Here is an 18597-nt window from a genome sequence, read left to right as displayed (position 1 = left end):
TTCAGAACAAAAAAGTGAAACGCGCGGTGCGCGTCAGTGCAGCGACCCCTGGCCATGCCGCATCTTCGTGGCGAACTGGCTGGCGGCTTCGTTGGGCATCGGACTCGCGTGAATGTGCGCGATGCGCCATTCGCCGCGTTCGTGAACCATCACGTAAGTCGTGAACACCATGGCGGGCGTGGCCTTCGGGTCGGCCGGCCGGTGCGCTTCGGCAATCGCGTAGACCACGGTGCCCAGGCTGTCATAGACGCGGATATCGAGCGGTTCGATGGAAACCCGCGCGGTTTCGAGCTGGGTCTGCAAGCCCGCGCGAATGCTGTCGAGGCCGTGCAGGTGCGAGCCGTCGGCGCAGATGCAGCTGACGAACTCTTCATCGATCCACAGACCCATCAAACTGTCGATATTGACCTCGGCGACGGCCTGGTAATAGGCGTTCAGGGTATCGGCGGCGGCTTCGAAGATATGGGCAAAACGTGGCATGGCTCGTCAGTCTCTTGTGCGCGGCGCGCGGTTGCGGGACAGCGGTCAGCGGGACAGTCCGGGGCACCGGACAATCGCACCCGAGCGCCAGAATGCCCGCGCCGCAAGGCGCGAACATGACGCGACGCGCTCAGGGCGTGCGGTGTTGCGTGCAAGTGTCAGCGAGTTCAGCGTTGCGCCAGCAACATGCCGCGCAAATCGCCGAATACCTGCTCGGCGCTCAACTGCTTCAGGCAGTTCAGATGACCAAGCGGACACTCGCGCTCAAAACAGGGGCTGCATTCGAGATGAAGCCATTGTACCTTCGCAAGCTCGGACAAGGGCGGCGTATGGCGCGGATCGGTCGAACCGTACACGGCCACCAGCGGCCGGCGCAGCGCGGCGGCCACATGCATCAGGCCGGAATCGTTCGTGACGACGGCGTTGGCGCGCGAGATCAAGGCGCACGCCTCGCCCAGCGCGGTCTGGCCGCACAGGTTGCGCACGTTCGGCGCACGCTCGGCAATGGCCTGCGCGAGCGGCGCGTCTTTCGGCGAACCGAGTGCGACGATCTGCGTGTACGGGAACGACTGGCCAACCATTTGCGCGAGCGATGCGAAGTGCTCGGGCGGCCAGCGCTTGGCCGGGCCGTATTCGGCGCCCGGACAGAACACCAGCAGCGGCACGCGCGTGTCGAGATTAAAGCGTGCCGAGACGCGCGACGCTTCGTTCAGGTCCGCGTCGAGGCGCGGCATCGGCAGGTCGTCGGGCAGCTTGGCGCCGGGCGCGTAGGCGAGGGCGGCGTACTGGCTGACCATCGGCGGGCGCTCGTCCTTGCGCGGGTTCGCATGACGCACGTTCAGCAGGCCGTAGCGGCTCTCGCCGGTATAGCCGATGCGCAGAGGAATGCCCGCCATCCACGGAATCAGCGCCGACTTGAGCGAGTTCGGCAGCACGTAGGCGGCGTCGTAGCCGACATCGCGCAAGTCGCTAGCCAACTGCCAGCGGCGCAGCATTTGCAGCTTGCCGTGCGCGAGATCCGTGGCGTAGACGTCGCGGATTTCCGGCATACGTTCGAGTACAGGTGCGACCCACGAGGGCGCGACCGCGTCGATGACGATGCGCGGATGCAATTTCACGAGGCGCGCAAACAGCGGCTGCGCCATCAATGCGTCACCGATCCAGTTCGGTGCGATAACCAACGCGCGACGCATCAGAGTGAGTGTCCGGTGTCGAAACGAAACCCCGCGCAGGTTTTGCGCGTGGCATTCGGATTAGTAAAAGGGGAAAAGCCGCAAGCCGCGTGGCGTATTTCCGGCATGGCCGGACGCGCCGCGGTGGCGGCCCTGCTGTGACGCGCCTGCTTTCGGACCGGGTTGCGCGCGCGTGGCATGGTCACGGTCTGCTACACGACCGGCGCGGGCTCGTGCAACGACGAACCTCGCCGCGGCACAACCGCAGCCGATCACGAAGCGAACCCCACGACACAACCCGCGCCCAACCCGCAACGAAGCGGGCCGCCGACCCGGCAAGCGGCGCCACAAGCAATCAGTGCTCAGTGCGCCGTATTCAATGACCCTTGACCACTTCGCCGTCGCGCAGCTTGTAACGCGTGCTGCAGTACGGGCACTTGGCTTCGCCATGCGTGACATCGATAAAGACACGCGGATGCGCGCTCCAGCGCGGCATGGCCGGATTCGGGCAATACGCCGGCAGGTCTTTTGCCGACAGTTCGACCAGCGGCATTTCCTTGATTTCGCTCATGAGACGTTCTCGTTGTATGCAGGGTGCGTGCGTTTCGCCGGTTGATCCCGGCGCAGCGCACGTTAGATCTTGGTGAGCCAGTTCGCGTACTTGTCGCTCTTGCCGTTCACGATATCGAAGAAGCCCGACTGCAGCTTCTCGGTAATCGGGCCGCGCGCGCCCGAGCCGATCGTGCGGTTGTCGAGTTCGCGGATCGGCGTGACTTCGGCGGCGGTGCCGGTGAAGAACGCTTCGTCGCAGGTATAAACCTCGTCGCGCGTGATGCGCTTTTCGATCACCTGAATGCCCGCGTCGCGCGCCAGCGTGATGACCGTGTCGCGCGTAATGCCGTCGAGGCATGACGACAGGTCGGGCGTGTACAGCTTGCCGTTGTTCACGAGGAAAAAGTTCTCCCCTGAGCCTTCCGACACGTAGCCGTCCACGTCGAGCAGCAGCGCTTCGTCGTAGCCGTCGGCGATGGCTTCCTGGTTGGCGAGGATCGAGTTCACGTACCAGCCCGACGCCTTGGCGCGGACCATCGACACGTTCACGTGATGGCGCGTAAACGACGAAGTCTTCACGCGGATGCCCTTGGCGATACCGTCTTCACCGAGGTACGCGCCCCACGGCCAGGCGGCGATCGCCACGTGGATGGTGTTGCCCTTGGCCGACACGCCGAGCTTTTCCGAGCCGACCCAGATGATCGGGCGCAGGTAGCAGGATTCGAGCTTGTTTTCGCGGACCACTTCGCATTGCGCGGCGGCGAGCGTTTCGTGGTCGAACGGCACGTCCATCTGGAAGATCTTGGCCGAGTTCAGCAGACGCTTGGTGTGTTCCTGCAGACGGAAAATCGCCGTGCCGCCGTCCGCCGTCTTGTAGGCGCGTACGCCTTCGAAGACGCCCATGCCGTAGTGCAGCGTGTGGGTGAGCACGTGGATCTTGGCATCGCGCCAGTCGATGAGCTTGCCATCCATCCAGATCTTGCCGTCGCGGTCGGCCATTGACATACGATTCTCCAGCGGGTGCGTTGTTAGGCGTAGCTATGTCGGGTATAGCCAGGACCCGCATTTTAACGTCTTTTGCACACGAAACGGGCATTTGGCCGCATTCCCGACGCTATAATCCAGCGCACGCATAATTCATATCCGAATGCGCCAGCGGGTGCTTGACGACCTGGCGCCGACTTCCCATCCCTGCAGCGCCCCAAGGCGCCCGCGTTTCGCCCCCATGCTCGCTCGCCTGTCAGATACCAATCGTCGTGCCTTCCGCGAAGGCGCGCGCGACTATTCGCCCACGCTGATGGCGATCTTCTCCTGGGGGCTCGTCACCGGCATCGCCATGAGCAAATCAGTGCTCACATTGCCGCAGGCGCTCACCATGTCGCTGCTGTGCTATGCCGGTTCGTCGCAACTGGCGGTGCTGCCGCTGCTCGCCGCCAAGCTGCCCATCTGGACCGTGCTGCTCACCGCCGCGATGGTCAATACGCGTTTCGTGATCTTCAGCGTGGGTCTCGCGCCGCATTTTTCGTATCTGTCGATGTGGCGGCGCATCGTGCTCGGCTACTTCAATGGCGACGTCATCTATCTGCTGTTCCAGAAGAAGAGCTTCCCGACCGGATATGTGCCGGGCAAGGAGGCGTATTACTGGGGCATGGCGATTTGCAGCTGGCTGTCGTGGCAGGTGTCGTCGATCGCCGGGATTCTGCTGGCGAGCCTGATTCCCGACAACTGGGGCCTCGCGCTGGCGGGCACGCTGGCCTTGCTGCCCATCATGATCTCGGCGATCGCGACGCGCTCCACGCTGGTGGCGGTCGCCGTCGCCGGCGTGGTGTCTCTGCTGGCGTTCGATCTGCCATACCGGCTCGCGTTGCCGCTCGCGGTGATCGCGGCGATCATCGCCGGCAGCGCAGCCGACCTGATGGTCGAGCGCGCCGATTTGCGCCGCATCCGTAACAGCGCAGGAGATTCCCGATGACATCCACGCAGATCTGGCTGGCCATTTTCGGCATGACCTTGGTCACCGCCGTGACACGCGCGATGTTTCTAATCGGCGGCGAGCGCACCGTTTTGCCGGCGCGGGTGCAGCGCATGCTGCGTTATGCGCCGGCAGCGGCGCTCGCCGCCGTGGTCCTGCCGGACGTGCTGGCGACGCCCGACGGCCTGTCGTTCGCGCCGTCGAACCATGAGTTCTACGCCACGCTGGCGGGTCTCGGGTGGTTTTTGTGGCGACGCACCATGCTCGGTACGATTGTCGTCGGAATGGTCGTGTTCACGCTGTTGCGGCTCCTCATGTAGTTGAAGAGCCAGGAAATGTTGCCCTGCGGCATCAACGCCGCTCGCTTCAAATACGGGACATTCGCCCGGTCGCGGGTCAGAAGGCCGTGTGGATCAGTTAAAATGCTTGTTTCCGGGATACGCGCGCCGACGCAAGGCGCGCGGGCCGCGGCTCTGCCGCCGGCACCCGAGTCAGTGGAGCCGCTGCCGTGCCTGAGCGCTGGAGTTCACCGCGCTTGAGTACCGCGCGCCGTCCGCCACCGCCTTCCCATCAACTCGCATGCACAAAAGCCCATGAACAAGGTATTGCGTCTCTCCGATCTGATCGCCGAAGGCAAGCTATCCGGCAAACGCGTGTTCATCCGCGCCGATCTGAACGTGCCGCAGGACGATCAAGGCAACATCACCGAAGACACCCGTATCCGCGCCTCCGTGCCGGCCATCAAGGCCGCGCTCGACGCGGGCGCCGCCGTGATGGTCACGTCGCACCTGGGCCGTCCGACCGAGGGCGATTTCAAGCCGGAAGACTCGCTGGCGCCGGTCGCGAAGCGTCTGGCCGAACTGCTCGGCCGTGACGTCCCGCTGGTGGCGAACTGGGTGGAAAATGGCGTGAATGTCGAGCCGGGCTCGGTCGTGCTGCTGGAAAACTGCCGCGTCAACAAGGGCGAAAAGAAGGATTCCGACGAGCTCGCGCAAAAAATGGCGAAGCTCTGCGACATCTACGTGAACGACGCGTTCGGCACCGCCCACCGCGCTGAAGCGACCACGCACGGCATCGCCAAATACGCGCCGGTCGCGTGCGCCGGCCCGCTGCTGGCCGCCGAACTCGAAGCGCTCGGCAAGGCGCTGGGCGCGCCTAAGCGTCCGCTGGTGGCGATCGTCGCCGGTTCGAAAGTGTCCACCAAGCTGACCATTCTGAAGTCGCTCGCTGACAAGGTCGATCAGCTGATCGTGGGCGGCGGCATCGCCAACACGTTCATGCTGGCTGCCGGCCTGAAGATCGGCAAGTCGCTCGCCGAAGCCGATCTGGTGAACGAGGCCAAAGCCATCATCGACGCCGCGAAAGCGCGCGGCGCCTCGGTTCCGATCCCGACCGACGTGGTCACGGCCAAAGAGTTTTCGCCGACCGCCAAGGCCGAAATCAAGGCCGTCGCCGACGTTCAAGACGACGACCTGATCCTCGACATTGGGCCGGAAACGGCCAAGGCGCTTGCCGCGCAACTGGAAAAGGCCGGCACGATCGTGTGGAACGGCCCGGTCGGCGTGTTCGAATTCGACCAGTTCGGCAACGGCACCAAAACGCTGGCGGACGCCATCGCCAAGTCGTCGGCGTTCTCGATTGCCGGCGGTGGCGATACGCTCGCGGCGATCGCCAAGTACGGCATCCACGACAAGGTCAGCTATATCTCGACGGGCGGCGGCGCCTTCCTCGAGTTCCTCGAAGGCAAGAAGCTGCCCGCCGTCGAAGTTCTGGAATCGCGGGCTTAACGTGGCGACGCGCTCCCCAACGGCAAAGTCTGCAAAAGCGCGCGGCGGCAAGCCGCGCAATATCGCGGCAGAATCGGCAGGGGAGCGCGCGGCGCGCTCCGCCGCCACGCCGGCAGCGGCCGACCCCGCGGTTGAATTCGCGACCGGCCCAGTTAGCGCCGAACAGCAAGAAGAATCCGGGGCGCCCCTCGCGCTCGCGGAGTTGACCACTGCCGGCGAGGCAGCGGAATTGTCCAGCACAGATGCTGTGCAGACCGCCTCGCCATCCGCAGAACTCCCCGACGAAGAACTCGCCCCGCCACCGGCACCCCCCGTGCTGGTCTCGAACACTGCTTCATCCAATAAAGCGACGCTGGTTTCAACCGGCGCGCAGCCCCCGGCAGCATCTTTCGGTGCGCAGCCTCCGCATCCGACTCGCAGCGCTTTTCCCAGCGATCCTATCCAGACGAGGAGACTCATGCATCGCGCCACCAAGATTGTCGCCACCATCGGACCGGCTTCCAGCACGCCGGAAATCCTGCTGCAAATGATGCAGGCAGGACTGGACGTGGTACGGCTCAATTTCTCGCACGGCACCGCCGACGACCACCGCCAACGCGCCGAATTCGTGCGCGAGGCGGCTCGCCAGGCCGGCCGTGAAGTCGCCATCATGGCGGACCTGCAAGGCCCGAAGATCCGGGTCGGCAAATTTGAAAACGGCAAAATCAATCTGATCGCCGGCGAGCCGTTCATCCTCGACGCCGACTGCGAACTCGGCAATGAAGAGCGCGCCGGTCTCGACTACAAAGACCTGCCGCGCGACCTGAAAGCGGGCGACGTGCTGTTGCTCAACGACGGCCTGATCGTGCTGAACGTCGCGCGCGTGATCAACAACGAGATTCACACCGTTGTGAAGATCGGCGGCGAGCTGTCGAACAACAAGGGCATCAACCGCCAGGGCGGCGGTCTGACGGCGCCCGCGCTGACCGCCAAGGACATGGAAGACATCCGCACCGCCATGTCGCTCGGCGTGGATTACGTCGCGGTATCGTTCCCGAAGAACGCCACCGACATGGAAATGGCCCGTCAGCTGGCGAACATCGCCGGCGCGCCGTTCGGCATCAAGCCGAAGATGATCGCCAAGATCGAGCGCGCTGAAGCCATTCCGGCGCTGCAGGGCATTCTCGATGCATCGGACGGCATCATGGTCGCGCGCGGCGACTTGGCCGTGGAAGTGGGGAATGCCGCAGTCCCCGCGCTGCAAAAGCGGATGATTCGTATGGCGCGCGAATCGAACAAGTTCGTGATCACCGCCACGCAGATGATGGAGTCGATGATCCACGCGCCGGTGCCGACCCGCGCCGAAGTGTCGGACGTCGCCAACGCGGTGCTCGACGGCACGGACGCGGTGATGCTGTCGGCGGAATCGGCGGCGGGCAAGTATCCGGTGCAGACCATCGAGACCATGGCGGCGATCTGTATCGAAGCCGAGAAGTCGGAGCAGTCGGAGCTGGACAAGGATTTCCTCGACCGCACGTTTACGCGGATCGACCAGTCGATCGCGATGGGCGCGCTGTTCACGGCGTTCCATCTCGGCGCGAAGGCGATCGTGGCGTTGACCGAGTCCGGCTCGACCGCGCTGTGGATGTCGCGTCACTGGACCCACGTGCCGATTTTCGCGCTCACGCCGCGGGTCGGCAGCGAGCGGGCCATGGCGCTGTACCGCAACGTGACTTCGCTGCATCTGGACACCAACACCGACCGCGACACGGCGTTGCAGCAGGCGTTGGAGACCGTGGTCAGCAAGGGTTACGCGTCGCGCGGCGACATGGTGGTGCTGACCGTCGGCGAGCCGATGGGTCAGGCCGGCGGCACGAATACGCTGAAGATCGTACGGGTCGGCGAACCGTACTGAGCGCGTGTGGTGCGTGGGATCGGGGTCGGTGCTGAAGCGCTGGCTCTGATCGACATGCGCTCTGCTCGATCGGCACGCTCTGCGTCGGCCGGGAGTGGGTGCTTTGCACTAACTCTGGTCGACACTTTTGATTGGCCGAAGCAGGCTGCCATGCTCCGCGAGAGGCGGCGCACAGGCTCCAATCGCGCGTCGAGCGGTAAGGACCGCTCCGCGCTTTAGAGACTGTGTGAACGGGTATGTAGCTTGCTCCGAGACCAACTCGCAAAAAAAGATGCCGACGGCACAAGATTTCGTTTCAATCTATGGAGTTATTGCATGCCTCTCGTATCAATGCGTCAACTGCTGGACCACGCCGCTGAAAACGGCTACGGCCTCCCGGCATTCAACGTGAACAATCTGGAGCAGGTTCAGGCGATCATGGCGGCGGCCGACAAGGTCAACGCTCCGGTCATCATGCAGGCGTCGGCCGGCGCGCGTAAGTACGCGGGCGAAGCGTTCCTGCGTCACCTGATCGAAGCCGCGGTCGAGTCGTATCCGCACATTCCGGTCGTGATGCACCAGGATCACGGCCAGTCGCCGGCGGTTTGCATGGCGGCGATCCGCAGCGGTTTCACCAGCGTGATGATGGACGGTTCGCTCGAAGCCGACGGCAAGACGGTCGCGTCGTACGAGTACAACGTGGACGTGTCCCGCAAGGTCGTGGAAGCGGCTCACTCGATCGGCATCACGGTGGAAGCGGAACTGGGCGTGCTCGGTTCGCTGGAAACCATGAAGGGCGACAAGGAAGACGGCCACGGCGCGGAAGGCACGATGACGCGCGAGCAGTTGTTGACCGACCCGGAGCAGGCTGCCGACTTCGTCAAGCTGACCCAGTGCGACGCGCTGGCCATCGCGATCGGTACGTCGCACGGCGCGTACAAGTTCAGCAAGAAGCCAACGGGCGATATTCTGTCGATCCAGCGCATCAAGGAAATTCACCAGCGCATTCCGAACACCCATCTGGTGATGCACGGTTCGTCGTCGGTGCCGCAGGAACTGCTGGCTGAAATCCGCGAGTTCGGCGGCGACATGAAGGAAACGTACGGCGTGCCGGTCGAGGAAATCCAGGAAGGCATCAAGAACGGCGTGCGCAAGGTCAATATCGACACCGACCTGCGTCTGGCCATCACCGGCGCGATCCGCCGCTACATGGCGACCAACCCGGGCAAGTTCGATCCGCGCGATTACCTCAAGCCGGCGCGCGAAGCGGCGATGAAAATCTGCGTTGAGCGCTACACGCAATTCGGCTGCGAAGGCCAGGCTGGCAAGATCAAGCCGGTTTCGCTTGATAAAATCGCGGAGAAGTACAAAGCAGGCGAGCTTTCGCAAGTCGTCCGCTAAGCTGTCAACAGGCTCCGCGCCTGGCCGTTTGGCCAGGTTGTCGTTAGACCGCCGTTCCCGCATCATCCGGGGAACGGCGTTTCCCTTTTGTTCCGGTCACACTTTTTGCCTCACTTTTAGCGAACCACGACGATGTCTACCCTCTACGAATCCACGCTCCGCTCGCTGCCGCTGCTCGGCCGCGGTAAAGTCCGCGACAACTATGCGGTGGGCAACGACCAGTTGCTGATCGTCACGACCGACCGTCTGTCGGCGTTCGACGTCATCATGGGCGAGCCGATTCCGAATAAGGGACGCGTGCTCAACGAAATGGCGAACTTCTGGTTCGAGAAACTGAAGCATGTGGTGCCGAACCACCTGACGGGCGTCGCGCCCGAGTCCGTGGTGACGGTGGACGAGGTCGAGCAGGTCAAGGGCCGCGCGGTCGTCGTCAAGCGCCTTGAGCCGATCCTCGTCGAAGCCGTGGTGCGCGGCTATCTGGCCGGCAGCGGCTGGAAAGACTACCAGGCCACCGGTTCGGTGTGCGGCGTCGAACTGCCGCCGGGTCTGCAAAACGCGCAGAAGCTGCCCGAGCCGATCTTCACGCCGGCGGCCAAGGCCGAAATGGGCCATCACGACGAAAACATCACGTACAACGAGATGGAGCGCCGCATCGGCACCGAACTGTCGGCCACGATCCGCGACATCTCGATCAAGCTGTACAAGGAAGCGGCCGACTACGCGGCCACGCGCGGCATCATCATCGCGGATACGAAGTTCGAGTTCGGTCTGGACAATCACGGCAAGCTCTATCTGATGGACGAGGCGCTGACCGCGGATTCGTCGCGCTTCTGGCCGGCCGACCAGTATCAGGTCGGCACCAACCCGCCGTCGTTCGACAAGCAGTTCGTGCGCGACTGGCTCGAAACCCAGCCGTGGAAGAAAGAGCCGCCAGCGCCGAAGCTGCCGGACGACGTGGTCACGAAAACGGGCGAGAAGTATCAGGAAGCGCTCGAACGCCTGACCGGACATAAGCTCGCCTGAATGCGTGCAGCGGTTGGCGCGCGCGAGAAAGCGCCTGCCGCCGTGGCTTGCCCGCTCCAGAGGAAGCCGCCTCTGCAATCACGGCCTCGCCGGGCGGCGCGAAGCGACGACATTGTGGCGCTTCGAACCAGGCGCCGGGCCGCCGCTAATTATTCCGCTCCGCCGGGGCGTCTGGCGCGAAGCGACAGGGCCGGGCGCTCTCAAGAAACAAGGAAGCCGTAAGATGAGTGAAGCACAAACCGCCCATACGCATGGCGCGCCGGTTATCGGCGTGCTGATGGGCTCCAGTTCCGACTGGGAAGTCATGAAGAACGCCGTGGCGATTCTGCAGGAATTCGGCGTGCCCTACGAAGCGAAGGTCGTATCCGCGCACCGCATGCCCGACGAAATGTTCGCCTATGCTGAAAGCGCGCGCGAGCGCGGCATTCGCGCGATCATCGCCGGTGCGGGCGGCGCGGCGCATCTGCCGGGCATGCTGGCCGCCAAGACCACGGTGCCGGTGCTTGGCGTGCCGGTGGCGAGCAAGTACCTGAAGGGCGTCGATTCGTTGCATTCGATCGTGCAGATGCCTAAGGGCGTGCCGGTCGCCACATTTGCGATCGGCGAAGCGGGCGCGGCGAACGCGGCCCTGTTCGCGGTGTCGCTCCTGAGCGGCACGAGCGACGAGTATGCGCAGAAATTGGCTGCGTTCCGCGTGCGCCAGAACGAAGCGGCTCACGCCATGGTGTTGCCGGCGCTGTAAGCGCACGAACTGACTGCTTGAAGACGTCCCCTGTCCGACCCCCGGCCGGGTGCCTGACATTGCATTGCACGCACGCATTGCACACAGCACCCGGCCGCGACCGACCACTAAGATGAACCCAGACAACACACCGGTTTCACCGATTCTGCCCGGCGCATGGCTTGGCATGGTCGGTGGCGGCCAGCTCGGCCGCATGTTCTGTTTCGCTGCTCAAGCCATGGGCTATCGCGTTGCCGTGCTCGATCCGGACGAAAACAGTCCGGCGGGCGCTGTCGCTGACCGCCATTTGCGCGCGGCTTACGACGACGAAGCGTCGCTGACCGAACTCGCGCGGCTGTGCGCGGCGGTGTCGACCGAATTCGAGAACGTGCCGGCCGCCAGTCTCGACTTCCTCGCGCGGACTACGTTCGTGAGTCCGGCCGGGCGCTGCGTCGCCGTAGCCCAGGACCGTATTGCCGAGAAGCGTTTTATCGCGTCGTCGGGCGTGACGGTGGCGCCGCACGTGGTGATCGAATCGTCGGATGCGCTGGCCGCGCTCGACGATGCGAAGCTCGAAGCCGTGCTGCCGGGTATTCTCAAGACCGCCCGCATGGGCTACGACGGCAAAGGCCAGATTCGCGTGCGCAACGCCGAGGAAGTGCGCGAGGCGCATGCTTCGCTGGCCGGCGTGCCGTGCGTGCTGGAAAAGCGTTTGCCGTTGAAGTTCGAAGTGTCCGCGCTGATCGCGCGGGCGGCGAGCGGCGCGTCGGTGGTTTATCCGCTCGCGCAGAACACGCATCGCGACGGGGTGCTGTCGCACACCATCGTCCCGGCGCCCGATGCGAGCCCCACGCTCGTCCAGCAAGCGCAACAGGCCGCGCTGCAAATCGCCGACAAGCTCGGTTACGTAGGCGTGCTGTGCGTCGAGTTCTTCATTCTCGAAGACGGTTCGCTGGTGGCCAATGAAATGGCGCCGCGCCCGCACAATTCCGGCCACTACACCGTCGACGCCTGCGCGACCAGCCAGTTCGAGCAACAGGTGCGCGCCATGACCGGCATGCCGCTCGGCGACACGCGCCAGCATTCGCCGGCTGTCATGCTGAACATTCTCGGCGACGTCTGGTTTCCGGACGGTCCGAAGCGCGCGGCCGTCACGCCGCCGTGGCATGAAGTCGCCGCCATGCCGGCAGCCCGTCTGCATCTGTACGGCAAGGAAGAGGCACGGTGCGGCCGCAAGATGGGCCACGTGAACTTCACGGCTGCCACGCTCGAAGAAGCGCGCACGGCGGGACGCGATTGCGCGCGGCTTCTGCACATCATCACGAGCTGACACGAGCATCATGCCGGATCAACCGAAACACGCCGAAGCCGCAATCCCGGTGAGCGCCGCGCAGATCGAACACGCGGCGGCGCTGCTCGACGCGGGCAGCCTGGTCGCGTTTCCCACGGAGACGGTCTACGGTCTCGGCGGCGACGCCGAGAGTCCCGACGCCGTCGCGCGCATTTACGCGGCGAAGGGCAGGCCGGCGAATCATCCGGTGATCGTGCATCTCGCGCCGCAAGGCGACCCGAACTATTGGGTCGAGCATTTGCCTGCGGAGGCGCAGCGGTTGATCGACGCGTTCTGGCCGGGTCCGCTCACGTTAATTCTGAAGCGCGCCGCGCGCATTCCGGCGGCGGTGAGCGGCGGTCAGGATTCGGTGGGATTGCGCTGTCCGTCGCATCCTGTCGCGCAAGCGTTGCTCGAGGCGTTCAATGCATTGCGCGGCGGACACGGCGGTGTTGCGGCGCCATCGGCGAACCGCTTCGGACATGTGAGCCCGACCACGGCGCAACACGTGCGCGACGAGTTTGGCGACACGATTCATGTGCTGGACGGCGGCGCGTCGGATGTCGGTATCGAATCGACCATTCTGGATTTGTCGCGCGGCTTTCCGGCGTTGTTGAGACCGGGGCGTGTAACACCGCAAGACATCGCCGACGTGCTCGGCGAGGCGCCGCGCTTGCCCGACGGCTCGGACGCGACTGCGCCGCGGGCTTCCGGCACGTTGAAGGCGCATTACGCGCCGCGCACGCCGCTGGCGCTGTTGCCGTTCGTCGCGCTGGAGCCTTTGCTTGCCGCGCGGCAAGCGGATGAGCGCGTGGCGTTGGTGGCGCGTGCGTCGCGAGCCGGACCTTGGGCCGATGCCGAAGGCGTGCATTTCATCGCCGCGCCTGAAGATCCGCATGTCTACGCGCGTGAGTTGTATGGCTTGCTGCGGGCGCTGGATCGCGCGAACGTGACGCGGATTCTGATCGAGAAGCTGCCGGATACGATTGAGTGGATCGCGGTGAATGACCGGCTTGGTCGAGCGGCCGCTGCGTTCGAAGCGCAGGGATAGTGTCGGCAGCACGGCTGCATCAGCCGCCGGGCCTCTCATTCACCACAGCAAAGAAAAACGGCGGATCGAGCCTCGATCCGCCGTTTTGCCTGCAACGTCTCGCCTGATTACTTCCCCAACCCCGTCGCAGCGATCTGCTGCTGCACGTACTGCGCGAACAACGCGTGCAGGTGCGTGCTCGGGTGTACCGTATCCGCGAACATATACGTCTGGTCAGCGCCAGCCACCGTATACGTCTGCGGCGAGCAGAACAGCGACTGGCCGAACTGGGCGCCGTACTGAGCCGGCGTCAGCCCGTTCGTCGCGCTCGGATTGGCGGTGGCGTATGCGGTTGCATTGGCCTGCATCGACGTCAGGTTACACGCCGTGCCGGTGTTGGACACCGTGAAGCCCAGCGCCTGGTAGTTCGGCAATTGCTGATCGATCCACGTGAACGCGTCGGCCACGATGACCTTGCCCGTACCCACCAGGCCGAGAGCCGTCAGGTTCTGCACCAGCAGATAGTTATACGCCGCGGTAATGCCGGACAGCAGCGCAGCCGAGCCAGGCGTGCTTGCGTTGGCGGCGACGCCGAGTGGCGTGTTGCCGATGTCCGGCACTGTCGACACCACCACGTGAGTCGCGCCCGAGCCGACGATCTTCTGGACTTGCGCCGCGAGCTGCGTGGCGGCCTGCGCGATCTGCGGATTGGGCAACTTCTGCAGGTAGCCGACGATGAACGCCACTTGGCCCGCTTGCGAGTTCGGCAGTGTGCCGGCTTGCACGAGCAGCGGGTATTGCGTCTGTAGCGCCGCGCCCAGCGCCGTCAGATTGGCGGTGGTCCCCGCGAACTGGAAGATATCGTTCGCGCCGCCGTTGATCAGCACGAGTTGGTTCGCGTTGAAGCTCGCATGCGCGCCCAGGTAGTTGGCCACCTGCGTCACGACCGGCACGGTCGTCGCGGCCATGTTGTTGGGCGCCCAACCCTGGCCTTGAGCATTGACGACGTCCGAGCCGCCTTGCGCATAGCCCAGGCCACCCGTTGCGACCAGCGGCTGGCCGAAGCCGCCGAGGTAGGCCGGCGTCAACGTGTCGCCGTAATACTCAGCGACCTTCTGGGTCCACACTTCACCCGGGTTCGTCGTGAAGCGGCCGCCGCCGAAGCTCCCCTGAATGACCGGCGAGTACGTGCCGACATCCGACAAGCTGTCGCCGAACGACACGACCTGCAATTTGACTCCGCCCGCAGGCGTGCTGCTGGCGTTGTTGTTATTGTCGCTACCCCCGCCGCAAGCCGCGAGCAGAGCGAATGCCGTGCTGGCCATGGCGATCTGCGTGACACGCAGCCAATGTTGTTTCCGCGATGCTGTTTGCTTCATGTTGACGACATCTCCTCGTATGTGTGGCCCTTATGCCATGTGTTGCAGGCAGCGCCCACCGCTTAGGCGGCGTGACGACAGCTTACAGAATCTTCTACGGCCTGCGTGGTGTTTGAAACGCGGCCGTATGGTCTTGCTTCGCGCGCGTAGCCTCGCCCGAATATTCGACTGAATCCATGCGCGCTCCCGATGAACCGGCAACGCGCCGCGCATGATAATCCGCCGCCCACGCGGGCGGCGCAAACAGCGTGCGCAGTTTGTTGCGCCCGCCGCGCACGCTCGCGAAGTCGGCGGCCATCGACGCCCATTCGTGAAACGTCGCCTTCAGCGGGTTGTACGTGTGAAGCGGCTCGACGATGCCGTACACCGGCGCATCGCGCAAATCTTCCTCGACGTAGCTGCCGAACAGGCGATCCCAGATCACCAGCACGCCGGCATAGTTGCGGTCGATATAGCGGTCGTTGCGCGCGTGATGCACGCGATGAATCGACGGCGTATTGAACACGTTTTCGAGCCAGCCGAGTTTGCCGATGGCCTGCGTATGCACGAAAAACTGAAAGCCGAGATTGATCAGCACGATCGCGACGATCTGCTTCGGCGGAAAACCGAGCACGGCGAGCGGCGTCCAGAATAGCCACATGCCCGCGACCGGATACATCAGGCTCTGACGGAACGCGGTCGAAAAATTCATGCGCTCCGACGAGTGATGCACGACATGCGCGGCCCACAGCCAGCGCACGCGATGACTGCAGCGGTGGAACACGTAGTAGAGCAGATCCTGCCCGATGAACAGCACGGCAAACGAGACCCAGCCCGCCTGCCACGTGTAGATGCGATAGTGATCGTAGAAGAACGCGTAGACCGGAATGATGGCGAGCCACGCGAGCTTGTCGGCGGCTTGCTGCATTAGCGCGAGCGCGGCGTTGCAGAGCGTGTCGCGCCAGCTATAGAGTTGCGCGCCCGGTTGCGTGCGCCGCAGGTGCCACGCCTCCCAGCCGATGCATGCGAGAAAGACTGGCGCCATGGCGAGCAGCAGCAATTCGGCATCGAATTGCATTGTGTCTTCCTCCGTGGTCCCTGGCCGCCGCGCTGTGCGCAGCGGATGTTGTCGTTTTTGTTCGAGCGGGACCGTAATCGATGCACAGCCCCGGCGTCACGTCCAGCGTATTACGCGCGCCTCAAACACTGCCCGACAGCGTACACGCTTGAGCACGTCGCCGCGCGCGGCTTCGCTAGAAGGAACACTCAGTGAGCGCCACGCGCGTGCGGGTTTTTCCTGGGCTTGATGCTGCGCGGTTCGACGACCGGATCGGACACCTTGGTAAAGCCCTGCGACGGTCCTTGATACACCCATTCGAGCAGCGCGTCGTGCGCGGCGCGCGCGGCTTCCGAATGCGGATCGTTGATCAGGCTGACCACCACGTAACTGTTACCGTCCGCCGAGGCCACATAGCCCGCGATTGCCCGAACGTCGCGCAAGGTGCCCGTCTTGATGTGCGCATTGCCGCCCGCGCCCTGGTTGGTCAAGCGGTTGCGCATGGTGCCGTCGACGCCCGCGATCGGCAGCGACTCCACGAAGACCTGCGCGACCGGACTGGCGTTGGCTCGCTGCAATAGATCAGCGAGTGAGAGCGCGGTGACATGCTCTTCGCGCGACAGGCCCGAGCCGTTATCGAGCGTTAGATATTCCATGTCCACGCTGTCGCGGCGCAGAAACGCCTGGATTGCGCGCGCCGATTTGGCGGTCGTCGCGGGCCCTTTTTCCTCGGCGGCGCCGATCGTCAGGAACAGGTTGCGCGCCATCGTGTTGTTGCTGAACTTGTTGATGTCGCGAACGATGTCGGACAGCACCGGCCCCTGATGCGTCGCCACCAGTTTCGCGCCGACGGGCACCGCGCCTTCGCGCGTCGCGCCGCTGAACGTGCCGCCGGTTTGCTGCCATAGCGCGAGAAAACCGCCCGCAAAAAACGCCGAGTGGTCGAGTACCGCGACGTTGATCGTGCGCGGGCCGCAGCGCATCGAATAGTCGCCGCTGAACGAGGCCACGACGGTGCCGTTCGGTTGCGGCGTGACGGTGGGCGACACCGAGGCTGCGTCGCCGCGGCACGGGCCGTTCACCGCGTGCATCTGGTTGTCGATCTGCAACTGCGCGAGCGCGGGCAGCACGTCGATCGCGACGCTGCCGTCGGGCGACGGCGTCAGCGTGAACGACAACGATTTGAATGCATACAGCAGCGGATCGGGACCGACGTTGTACGGCGCGGTGGCGTCGTCGTCGAACGGCGGCAGGTCGCGTGTGGACGCATCGAAGTAGCGCTTGTCGAGCACCAGTGCGCCGTCTATGCCGGTGATGCCCGCCTTGTGGATCTTCTGCACGAGATCGATCAGCTCTTCCGGCACGAGCTTCGGATCGCCCGTGCCCTGAATGTAGAGATTGCCGTGCAGCACGCCGTTCGCGTCGACGTTGCCGTCCGCGTAGGCGCTGGTGCGCCAACGGTAGTCCGGGCCGAGTATCGACAGGCCCGAGTAGGTGGTGACGAGTTTCATCGTCGAGGCGGGCATCATCGGCTTGCCGGCGTTCAGTGCGAGGATCGGCGTGCGATCGCCGACTTTCTCCACGACCACGCTGATCGACGACAAGGGCACGTGCGCGCGCTGCAAGCCCAGCATCACCGACTGCGGCAAGACGGTGGTGACGTTGACGCTCGGACGCGTGGCCTTGACGCGAGCCTGCGCGACTAGCGGCAGCGATGCGCCGCAGCCGAGCGCGGCGCAGGCGACGAGCCATGCCGCGGTGCGCGGCGCGAACCGGCGCGGCAGATGCATGGTGGAAGTGGTTGTTATGGCCGAAGCTGCGCGAGCCACGCCATCGAGCGGCTCAGTGAATGTGCCTGGAGCGGCGGAAACAGAAGCGGATCGCGTACGCAGCGCGACATGACGAACATACTTGATGCGGCGTGCAAGAGAAACCAGAAAAGCGTGCGTCATGGACGGGCGAAAAAGCAAAATGTCAGGGCGTGGGGCACGCGGCAATCCCGGCGGCGCCGATGGATCGCGTTGGCGCGCGGACGCAAAACGCCGGCCGCGCGAAGCAAAGCGCCCATTGTAGAGAGTTGCCGCCAGGCTGCGGTGGAAAATGCGCCACGCGGCGCGCATGCAGGGAGCGGGCGCTAGAATGCGGCATCATCGAACGATTCGGAACGGATAACCATGCGCATCTTGCTAGTCGAAGACGACCGGATGATTGCCGAAGGCGTGCGCAAGGCGCTGCGCGGCGAAGGCTTCGCGGTCGACTGGGTGGAAGACGGCGAAGCGGCGCTCAGCGCGGCGGGCAGCCAGCCTTACGATCTCGTGCTGCTCGACCTGGGCCTGCCCAAACGCGACGGCCTGGACGTGTTGCGCACGCTGCGCGCGCGCGGCCACGCGCTGCCGGTGCTGATCGTCACCGCACGCGACGCCGTGGCGGATCGTGTCAAAGGCCTCGACGCCGGCGCCGACGATTACCTCGTCAAACCTTTCGATCTCGACGAACTCGGCGCCCGCATGCGCGCATTGATCCGGCGTCAGTCCGGGCGCAGCGATTCGACCATTCGCCACGGCAATCTGACGCTCGACCCCGCCTCGCATCAGGTCACGCTCGACGGCGCGCCGGTCGCGTTGTCGGCGCGAGAATTCGCGCTGCTCGAGGCGCTGCTTGCGCGTCCCGGCGCCGTGCTCTCGAAGAGCCAGCTCGAAGAAAAAATGTACGGCTGGGGCGAGGAGATCGGCAGCAACACGGTCGAGGTCTACATTCACGCGCTGCGCAAGAAACTCGGCGCGGAGTTGATCCGCAACGTGCGCGGTCTGGGCTACATGATCGCGAAGGACGCCTGAGCCG

At 64.5% G+C, this 18597-nt stretch carries 17 protein-coding genes; 10 read left to right on the top strand and 7 right to left on the bottom strand.

Going from position 1 to position 18597, the window contains the following annotated elements:
• Positions 1-33: 33 nt before the first annotated feature.
• The 4 genes from B0G81_RS22175 to B0G81_RS22160 all read right to left on the bottom strand — a co-directional run bounded on the left by B0G81_RS22175 (position 34) and on the right by B0G81_RS22160 (position 3209).
• Positions 34-480 carry a nuclear transport factor 2 family protein gene (locus tag B0G81_RS22175; RefSeq protein ID WP_106284077.1) on the bottom strand — a complete coding sequence of 149 codons (447 nt, stop codon included), beginning with the start codon at positions 478-480 and terminating at the stop codon, positions 34-36.
• Positions 481-647: 167 nt separating this feature from the next.
• A complete protein-coding gene (gene waaF, locus B0G81_RS22170) occupies positions 648-1673 on the bottom strand; it encodes a lipopolysaccharide heptosyltransferase II (protein ID WP_106284078.1) in 1026 nt (341 codons plus the stop codon).
• Positions 1674-2028: 355 nt separating this feature from the next.
• The gene (locus tag B0G81_RS22165) at positions 2029-2223 is read right to left on the bottom strand and encodes a zinc-finger domain-containing protein (protein ID WP_007180502.1); all 195 of its coding nucleotides are present in this window, start codon (positions 2221-2223) and stop codon (positions 2029-2031) included.
• A gap of 62 nt (positions 2224-2285) precedes the next feature.
• Positions 2286-3209 carry a branched-chain amino acid transaminase gene (locus B0G81_RS22160; RefSeq protein WP_012434241.1) on the bottom strand — a complete coding sequence of 308 codons (924 nt, stop codon included), beginning with the start codon at positions 3207-3209 and terminating at the stop codon, positions 2286-2288.
• 220 nt (positions 3210-3429) lie between these two features.
• On the opposite strand from B0G81_RS22160, the gene B0G81_RS22155 reads away from it, so the two are divergent.
• The 9 genes from B0G81_RS22155 (at position 3430) to B0G81_RS22115 (ending at position 13362) form a co-directional block, all read left to right on the top strand.
• Positions 3430-4176, top strand: coding sequence for an AzlC family ABC transporter permease (locus tag B0G81_RS22155; protein ID WP_134138352.1), 747 nt, complete (start codon positions 3430-3432; stop codon positions 4174-4176).
• On the top strand, positions 4173-4496 hold the full coding sequence (locus B0G81_RS22150) for an AzlD domain-containing protein (RefSeq protein ID WP_134138351.1): 324 nt from the start codon (positions 4173-4175) through the stop codon (positions 4494-4496). The genes B0G81_RS22155 and B0G81_RS22150 overlap by 4 nt, the downstream gene beginning before the upstream one ends.
• Positions 4497-4769: 273 nt before the next feature.
• Positions 4770-5963 carry a phosphoglycerate kinase gene (locus B0G81_RS22145; RefSeq protein ID WP_134138350.1) on the top strand — a complete coding sequence of 398 codons (1194 nt, stop codon included), beginning with the start codon at positions 4770-4772 and terminating at the stop codon, positions 5961-5963.
• Positions 5964-6420: 457 nt separating this feature from the next.
• Positions 6421-7857: a pyruvate kinase gene (gene pyk / locus B0G81_RS22140; RefSeq protein ID WP_106284083.1), complete on the top strand. Its 1437-nt coding sequence runs from the start codon at positions 6421-6423 to the stop codon at positions 7855-7857.
• Positions 7858-8172: 315 nt separating this feature from the next.
• Positions 8173-9237 (top strand): class II fructose-bisphosphate aldolase, encoded by a 1065-nt coding sequence (gene fba, locus B0G81_RS22135; protein ID WP_106284084.1) that lies wholly within the window; start codon positions 8173-8175, stop codon positions 9235-9237.
• 132 nt (positions 9238-9369) lie between these two features.
• On the top strand, positions 9370-10260 hold the full coding sequence (locus B0G81_RS22130) for a phosphoribosylaminoimidazolesuccinocarboxamide synthase (RefSeq protein ID WP_134138349.1): 891 nt from the start codon (positions 9370-9372) through the stop codon (positions 10258-10260).
• A 223-nt stretch (positions 10261-10483) separates the two neighbouring features.
• Positions 10484-11002: a 5-(carboxyamino)imidazole ribonucleotide mutase gene (gene purE, locus B0G81_RS22125; RefSeq protein WP_106284085.1), complete on the top strand. Its 519-nt coding sequence runs from the start codon at positions 10484-10486 to the stop codon at positions 11000-11002.
• Between the two features lie 112 nt (positions 11003-11114).
• Positions 11115-12311 (top strand): 5-(carboxyamino)imidazole ribonucleotide synthase, encoded by a 1197-nt coding sequence (locus B0G81_RS22120; RefSeq protein WP_134138348.1) that lies wholly within the window; start codon positions 11115-11117, stop codon positions 12309-12311.
• 10 nt (positions 12312-12321) lie between these two features.
• On the top strand, positions 12322-13362 hold the full coding sequence (locus B0G81_RS22115) for an L-threonylcarbamoyladenylate synthase (RefSeq protein ID WP_134138347.1): 1041 nt from the start codon (positions 12322-12324) through the stop codon (positions 13360-13362).
• A 107-nt stretch (positions 13363-13469) separates the two neighbouring features.
• Here B0G81_RS22115 and B0G81_RS22110 read toward each other — a convergent pair whose 3' ends face one another.
• The 3 genes from B0G81_RS22110 to dacB form a co-directional block, all read right to left on the bottom strand.
• Positions 13470-14720, bottom strand: a complete 1251-nt coding sequence (locus B0G81_RS22110) for an SGNH/GDSL hydrolase family protein (RefSeq protein ID WP_134138346.1) — start codon at positions 14718-14720, stop codon at positions 13470-13472.
• A 94-nt stretch (positions 14721-14814) separates the two neighbouring features.
• Positions 14815-15777, bottom strand: coding sequence for a sterol desaturase family protein (locus tag B0G81_RS22105; RefSeq protein WP_134138345.1), 963 nt, complete (start codon positions 15775-15777; stop codon positions 14815-14817).
• 188 nt (positions 15778-15965) lie between these two features.
• Positions 15966-17546 (bottom strand): D-alanyl-D-alanine carboxypeptidase/D-alanyl-D-alanine-endopeptidase, encoded by a 1581-nt coding sequence (gene dacB, locus B0G81_RS22100; protein ID WP_243856567.1) that lies wholly within the window; start codon positions 17544-17546, stop codon positions 15966-15968.
• A 384-nt stretch (positions 17547-17930) separates the two neighbouring features.
• Between dacB and B0G81_RS22095 the strand changes: the two genes are divergently transcribed.
• A complete protein-coding gene (locus B0G81_RS22095; RefSeq protein WP_012434228.1) occupies positions 17931-18593 on the top strand; it encodes a response regulator in 663 nt (220 codons plus the stop codon).
• The last annotated feature ends 4 nt before the right edge of the window (positions 18594-18597 follow it).

The sequence above is a fragment of the Paraburkholderia sp. BL6665CI2N2 genome, assembly GCF_004366535.1.
Taxonomy (GTDB): domain Bacteria; phylum Pseudomonadota; class Gammaproteobacteria; order Burkholderiales; family Burkholderiaceae; genus Paraburkholderia.
The sequence above is the reverse complement of the archived record's forward strand: the minus strand, read 5'-3'. Positions and strand labels throughout refer to the sequence as shown.

Bases quoted from the DNA above. Each gene is read 5' to 3' on its own strand.
- B0G81_RS22175 (WP_106284077.1), bottom strand. From the start codon at position 480: ATGCCACGTTTTGCCCATATCTTCGAAGCCGCCGCCGATACCCTGAAC.
- waaF (WP_106284078.1), bottom strand. From the start codon at position 1,673: ATGCGTCGCGCGTTGGTTATCGCACCGAACTGGATCGGTGACGCATTG.
- B0G81_RS22165 (WP_007180502.1), bottom strand. From the start codon at position 2,223: ATGAGCGAAATCAAGGAAATGCCGCTGGTCGAACTGTCGGCAAAAGAC.
- B0G81_RS22160 (WP_012434241.1), bottom strand. From the start codon at position 3,209: ATGTCAATGGCCGACCGCGACGGCAAGATCTGGATGGATGGCAAGCTC.
- B0G81_RS22155 (WP_134138352.1), top strand. From the start codon at position 3,430: ATGCTCGCTCGCCTGTCAGATACCAATCGTCGTGCCTTCCGCGAAGGC.
- B0G81_RS22150 (WP_134138351.1), top strand. From the start codon at position 4,173: ATGACATCCACGCAGATCTGGCTGGCCATTTTCGGCATGACCTTGGTC.
- B0G81_RS22145 (WP_134138350.1), top strand. From the start codon at position 4,770: ATGAACAAGGTATTGCGTCTCTCCGATCTGATCGCCGAAGGCAAGCTA.
- pyk (WP_106284083.1), top strand. From the start codon at position 6,421: ATGCATCGCGCCACCAAGATTGTCGCCACCATCGGACCGGCTTCCAGC.
- fba (WP_106284084.1), top strand. From the start codon at position 8,173: ATGCCTCTCGTATCAATGCGTCAACTGCTGGACCACGCCGCTGAAAAC.
- B0G81_RS22130 (WP_134138349.1), top strand. From the start codon at position 9,370: ATGTCTACCCTCTACGAATCCACGCTCCGCTCGCTGCCGCTGCTCGGC.
- purE (WP_106284085.1), top strand. From the start codon at position 10,484: ATGAGTGAAGCACAAACCGCCCATACGCATGGCGCGCCGGTTATCGGC.
- B0G81_RS22120 (WP_134138348.1), top strand. From the start codon at position 11,115: ATGAACCCAGACAACACACCGGTTTCACCGATTCTGCCCGGCGCATGG.
- B0G81_RS22115 (WP_134138347.1), top strand. From the start codon at position 12,322: ATGCCGGATCAACCGAAACACGCCGAAGCCGCAATCCCGGTGAGCGCC.
- B0G81_RS22110 (WP_134138346.1), bottom strand. From the start codon at position 14,720: ATGAAGCAAACAGCATCGCGGAAACAACATTGGCTGCGTGTCACGCAG.
- B0G81_RS22105 (WP_134138345.1), bottom strand. From the start codon at position 15,777: ATGCAATTCGATGCCGAATTGCTGCTGCTCGCCATGGCGCCAGTCTTT.
- dacB (WP_243856567.1), bottom strand. From the start codon at position 17,546: ATGCATCTGCCGCGCCGGTTCGCGCCGCGCACCGCGGCATGGCTCGTC.
- B0G81_RS22095 (WP_012434228.1), top strand. From the start codon at position 17,931: ATGCGCATCTTGCTAGTCGAAGACGACCGGATGATTGCCGAAGGCGTG.